This window comes from Hyphomonas sp. (assembly GCF_040882205.1).
GTDB lineage: Bacteria > Pseudomonadota > Alphaproteobacteria > Caulobacterales > Hyphomonadaceae > Hyphomonas.
In genome coordinates, this window is record NZ_JBBEBT010000141.1 from 1 (window position 1) to 4824 (window position 4824).

6 protein-coding genes are annotated in these 4824 nt (G+C 63.4%); all 6 read right to left on the minus strand.

Going from position 1 to position 4824, the window contains the following annotated elements:
* Positions 1 to 140: 140 nt before the first annotated feature.
* On the minus strand, positions 141 to 1631 hold the full coding sequence (gene rpoN, locus WEA77_RS05540; protein WP_368066873.1) for an RNA polymerase factor sigma-54: 1491 nt from the start codon (positions 1629 to 1631) through the stop codon (positions 141 to 143).
* A gap of 18 nt (positions 1632 to 1649) precedes the next feature.
* Complete coding sequence (gene lptB, locus WEA77_RS05545; RefSeq protein WP_368066874.1) at positions 1650 to 2384, minus strand: LPS export ABC transporter ATP-binding protein; 735 nt, start codon at positions 2382 to 2384, stop codon at positions 1650 to 1652.
* A gap of 89 nt (positions 2385 to 2473) precedes the next feature.
* Entirely contained in the window at positions 2474 to 3001 is a 528-nt protein-coding gene (locus WEA77_RS05550) for an LptA/OstA family protein (RefSeq protein WP_368066875.1), read from the minus strand.
* Positions 2988 to 3662, minus strand: a complete 675-nt coding sequence (locus WEA77_RS05555) for a hypothetical protein (RefSeq protein WP_368066876.1) — start codon at positions 3660 to 3662, stop codon at positions 2988 to 2990. Before WEA77_RS05555 ends, WEA77_RS05550 begins: the two co-directional genes overlap by 14 nt.
* A 90-nt stretch (positions 3663 to 3752) precedes the next feature.
* Positions 3753 to 4367 (minus strand): ribonuclease D, encoded by a 615-nt coding sequence (locus WEA77_RS05560; RefSeq protein WP_368066877.1) that lies wholly within the window; start codon positions 4365 to 4367, stop codon positions 3753 to 3755.
* A 49-nt stretch (positions 4368 to 4416) separates the two neighbouring features.
* On the minus strand, positions 4417 to 4824 hold a 408-nt coding region (locus WEA77_RS05565; RefSeq protein WP_368066878.1), incomplete at its 5' end, for a DUF188 domain-containing protein.

Here is a 4824-nt window from a genome sequence, read left to right on the forward strand (position 1 = left end):
TCGTCGCCCAGCTGAAAGCCTGAGCCACAGCGGCCATCCCCGCTAAGACGGGGAGCTCTCAAAGGGTGGACTGGAATCATGCAGCTGCGACCGCTTCCGGAGCGCGCGTCCGGCCAGACCTGCTGCGTAAAACGAAATCCCTACCCCACCTTGCCAATCCGGCGGCGCTGGACGCTCGACGGGATGTGCAGGCTCTCGCGGTATTTCGCCACCGTGCGGCGGGCGATGTCGATACCGAAACCGGTCAGGATTTCCACGATCTGGTCATCCGACAGCACATCTTCGGCCTGCTCATCCTCGATCAGCTGCTTGATCCGGTAACGGACGGCTTCAGCCGAATGCGCCTCGCCGCCGCCGGTCGCGGGGATTGAGGCGGAGAAGAAGTATTTGAGCTCGAACAGTCCGCGCGGCGTCGCCATGTATTTGTTCGAAGTCACGCGGCTGACCGTCGATTCGTGCATCTCGATCGCATCGGCGACCTGCTTGAGATTGAGCGGGCGCAGATGCGCCACGCCGTGCGCAAAAAAACCGTCCTGCTGGCGGACAATCTCACTGGCCACTTTCAGGATCGTGCGCGCACGCTGGTCGAGCGACTTGATCAGCCAGGTCGCAGACGCCGCGCATTCGGAGATGAATTCCTTCTCCTTGTCGCGCATCGGCAATGCCGTGACCTCTGCATAATACGCCTTGTCCATCAGCACGCGCGGCAGCGTCTGGGAATTGAGTTCCACGGCATACATGCCATTCGGCAGCTCGCGGACATATACGTCGGGCGCTACCGCAACGGTCGTGTCGCTCGAGAACCCCGCTCCGGGCTTCGGCGACAGCTGGCGCAGTTCCAGCAGCATGTCCTGGATATCGGCCTTGTCGACGCCGCACAGATCCATCAGCTGCTTAAGGTCATGCCTGGCCACGAGCGCGAGATTGTCGAGCATTGCCTGCATCGCCGGATCAAGCCGGCCGCGGTCTTTCAGCTGCAGGCCGAGGCATTCAGGCACCGAACGCGCCATCACGCCGGTCGGATCAAAGTCCTGGCAGACACCGAGCACAGCTTCAACATTTGCAATGTCAGCGCCGAGCGATTTTGCGACATCCTCCAGCGGTGTGCGCAGGTATCCGGTCTCGTCGGTCTCGTCGATCAGCCGCGCAGCGATCAGACGGTCTGCGTCCGACAGGCCGGTAAAGTTCAGCTGCATGTGCAGGTGTTCGGCGAGCGTCACATTGGTGGAGAGGTTGGCGGTATAATCAAAGTCCTCCGAGGCCTGACCGCTTCCGGCGGTCGACCAGTCGGTCTTCGCCGAGGGACCGGAGGCATCTGCCGGCATGGCGGCGTCAGAGCCGGTGCCCGGTTCGAACACATCCTCGCCCGGCGCATCGAGCTGCTCGCGCGCTTCGCCCTGCCCCGAGCGGTCGTCCAGTGAAAGTTCCTCGCGGCGGACCGGCTCGCCTGCTTCCGGCGCGCCGCTTTCGTCCTCGACCTTCACGAGCAGCGGATTGCGCTCAAGCTCGGCTTCGACGAATTCGGCAAGTTCCTGATTCGACAATTGAAGAAGTTTGATCGCCTGCTGGAGTTGCGGCGTCATCACCAGGGACTGGCCCTGGCGCATGTCGAGTGAATGTTTCATGGCCATAAGCCGCGCCCCCTGAGATCAAGCGGCGAACTGCTCACCCAGATAGACCCTGCGCACGTCTTCGTTCTTGAGCACGTCTTCCGGCGTGCCGTTGAAAAGGACAGCGCCATCATACATCACATAGGCCCGGTCTACGATCTGCAGCGTCTCGCGAACCTGGTGGTCCGTGATGAGAACGCCGAGGCCGCGCTGCTTGAGGAAGCGGACAAGGTCGGAAATGTCGGAGATGGCGAGCGGGTCGATGCCGGTGAACGGTTCGTCCAATAGCATGAAGCTCGGACGCGATGCGAGTGCACGCGCAATCTCCACACGCCGCCGCTCGCCGCCCGAAAGGGACGTCGCCGGCTGCTTGCGCAGGTGTTCCACGTGCAGTTCACTGAGCAGGCTGTCGACCTGTGCCTGGCAGGCGGCTCTGTCTTTCTCGACAAGCTCCGCAACGGCCATGACGTTTTCTTCAACACTCATGCCCCGAAAGATCGAGGCCTCCTGGGGCAGGTATCCGACGCCCAGACGGGCGCGCTGATACATCGGCAGGCGGGTGACGTCCTCGCCGTCGATGGAGATCGCGCCGGAATCGGCCCCGATCAGTCCCATGATCATGTAGAAGCAGGTGGTCTTGCCGGCCCCGTTGGGTCCGAGCAGGCCGACAACTTCGCCGCGGGCAAGGGAAAGGGACACGTCGCGCACGACCTGGCGCTTGCCAAATGACTTGGCAAGATTGCTGACGACCAGGCCTTCGGACGATTCATTCATCCCGTGTTCCATCCATCCACGGCCGTTTTCCGGCCTCCCCCAGCCTTAACTGGTCATGTTTAAGATCGCTTTCAACGTTCCCGTCAAATTCACTCGTTCTGGCCGGGCTGGCTCGATGGTTCGATCACCATCCGGGTCCGGCCGGAGCCGCCTTCGAGCGTCGTGCGGCGGTTCTTGACCTCCATGCGCAGGGTTTGTCCCTCGGCGACGTCGCGTTCCCGCATGAGAGCGACGTTCCCGGTCATCGTGATCGTATCGGTGGCGAGTTCGTAAATGCCGCGATCACCCTTGGCCTTCAGTTCCGGCGTCACGTAATAAACGTTACCTTCGGCGACGATAGTCTCAACCTGCCCGAACCCGCCGGCCACGGTATTGGTCTGGCTGGTGGAGGCGTTCTCGAGGAAGCGGATGGTCACCGTATTGGCGCGCAGGCGCGCGGTGCCCTGCTGGATGTCGACATCCCCGATCAGCACGACCCTGCGTTCGTTCTGGATACTCTCGGTGCGCGCCGAATTTATGTAGATCGGCCCCCCCTCGGACGAGATCTGGGCCAGCGCCGGCATCACCCCGGCAAGGGCAAGTCCCAGAACAGCGCCAGCAGCTTTACGGAGTGACATCTTGCTCACTTTCAGACGTTGCCGGCGTTTGCGCCGGTTGAGGATAGATTACGGTTTTCACATTGCCCTGGAAGACGATGCGGTTGCCGCCGTCGAGAATTTCATACGAGTCTGCCTGGATGTCGCCAAGGGGCCCTTTGCCTTCAAGAGGTGACAATCCCTCCACCCGGCCCTCTCCGAGGACCAGCCGGGCGCCCCGGCTGACGAACGAATACCCGCCGCTATCGGTGATGTTGACGGCTTCGTAGAGTTCCAGCACGCCCTTGTCGCGGTCATAGAGGCCGGTCGGCGCCTTCAGCTCGGCGCCCTTGCTGTCGCGCATGATCGGATTGACGAGGTCGACGACGCCCTCCTGCGCGCGGCGGCGCTGGGCAGCGTCGGCAGTGATCGTGAACACATCACCTGAGGAATCGCGGCCGGTGAAGCGCGGATTGATCATGGTCACCGCTTCATCATCGAGCACTGCCGGCGGGCGGGCATCCTGGCTGAGCGCGCTGCGGAAGATGTAGCCGGCGAAAAGGCCGATCGCGACGGCGGCCAGAGCCACCAGGCCATAGCGCAGGTAGCGCACGCGGTTCGTCCGGCGGCGGGCCTGGGCCAGCGTCAGCTGGCGCCGGGGCGCCCAGAGCGTGGCGGGGTCGTGATGGAGGCCTGGTTCCATGTTGCGGCTTTGCCTGATCCTGCACGCGTTGCGAGGACATGATCCTTAACCGCGATAGGAGGGAAGTGAAAGCGCGCCTGGCAGGGCAGACTACGAGTGGGCGAAGATGTCTTCTTCCCCCCAGCCGGCAAGGTCGAGCTCGGCGCGCACCGGCAGGAATCCGAAACAGGCCTCAGCGAACGCCATCCGGCCCTCGCGCCTCAGCATAGCTTCGAGGCCAGCCTTGATCTGGTGCAGGTAGAGCACATCCGAGGCGGCATACTGGATCTGCGCGTCGGTGAGCGCGGGGGCGCCCCAGTCGGAGCTTTGCTGGGCCTTCGACATGTCGATCCCGGCGATCTCGCGGGCGACATCCTTGAGGCCGTGCCGGTCGGTATAAGTGCGGGCGAGGCGCGAGGCGATCTTGGTGCACCAGATCGGCGAGACGGTAATGCCCATCCATTTGCGCATCATGGCGATATCAAAGCGCGCGAAGTGGAACAGTTTCACGACCCGGGGGTCGGTCATCAGTGCCTTGAGGTTCGGGCAGTCGAAATCCCGGGTCAGTTGCACGAGATGCGCTGTCCCATCCCCCGACGAGAGCTGCACGAGGGTCAGATAGTCCCGGTTCGGATTGAGGCCCATGGCCTCGGTATCGACGGCGACGACGGGGCCGAAATCGAGGCCTTTGGGGAGATCCCCCTTGTGAAGCGTGATCTGGCTCATCTGGCGGCCATATCACGGCCCCCGTTAAGGGCAAGTGTGCAGGGACCGTTCAGCTTGCCGCTTTCTTGACGGCCACCAGGGCCGTATCCAGCGCCGAGAGGAAGCGCGAGCGGTCCGCCTTCGAAAAGGGCGCTGGCCCCGAAGCGCCTATGCCCGCCACGCCGACGCGCAGATCGGCCATGATGGCGCGGGTGGCGAGCGCGCCGCCGATCGAGTCCGGGGTGAACGGCTTGCCAATGTGGCTGAGCACTTTCGCGCCCGCCTTCAGCGCCCGGTCGGCAAGCGGGATATCGGCCGTGATGACGACCGACAAGGCATCGGCCTGTTCTGCGATCCAGTCATCGGCGGCGTCGAACCCGTCGCTGACGATCTTGCGCGAGACCAGCGGATGTTCGGGGATGCGGATGTAGGAGTTGGCGACGATGACGACCGGGACGCCGTGGCGCAGGCCGACCTT

What these genes read in the sequence shown, in the direction of transcription:
- rpoN (WP_368066873.1), bottom strand. Translation starts at nt 1,631, where the DNA reads ATGGCCATGAAACATTCACTCGACATGCGCCAGGGCCAGTCCCTGGTG.
- lptB (WP_368066874.1), bottom strand. Translation starts at nt 2,384, where the DNA reads ATGAATGAATCGTCCGAAGGCCTGGTCGTCAGCAATCTTGCCAAGTCA.
- WEA77_RS05550 (WP_368066875.1), bottom strand. Translation starts at nt 3,001, where the DNA reads ATGTCACTCCGTAAAGCTGCTGGCGCTGTTCTGGGACTTGCCCTTGCC.
- WEA77_RS05555 (WP_368066876.1), bottom strand. Translation starts at nt 3,662, where the DNA reads ATGGAACCAGGCCTCCATCACGACCCCGCCACGCTCTGGGCGCCCCGG.
- WEA77_RS05560 (WP_368066877.1), bottom strand. Translation starts at nt 4,367, where the DNA reads ATGAGCCAGATCACGCTTCACAAGGGGGATCTCCCCAAAGGCCTCGAT.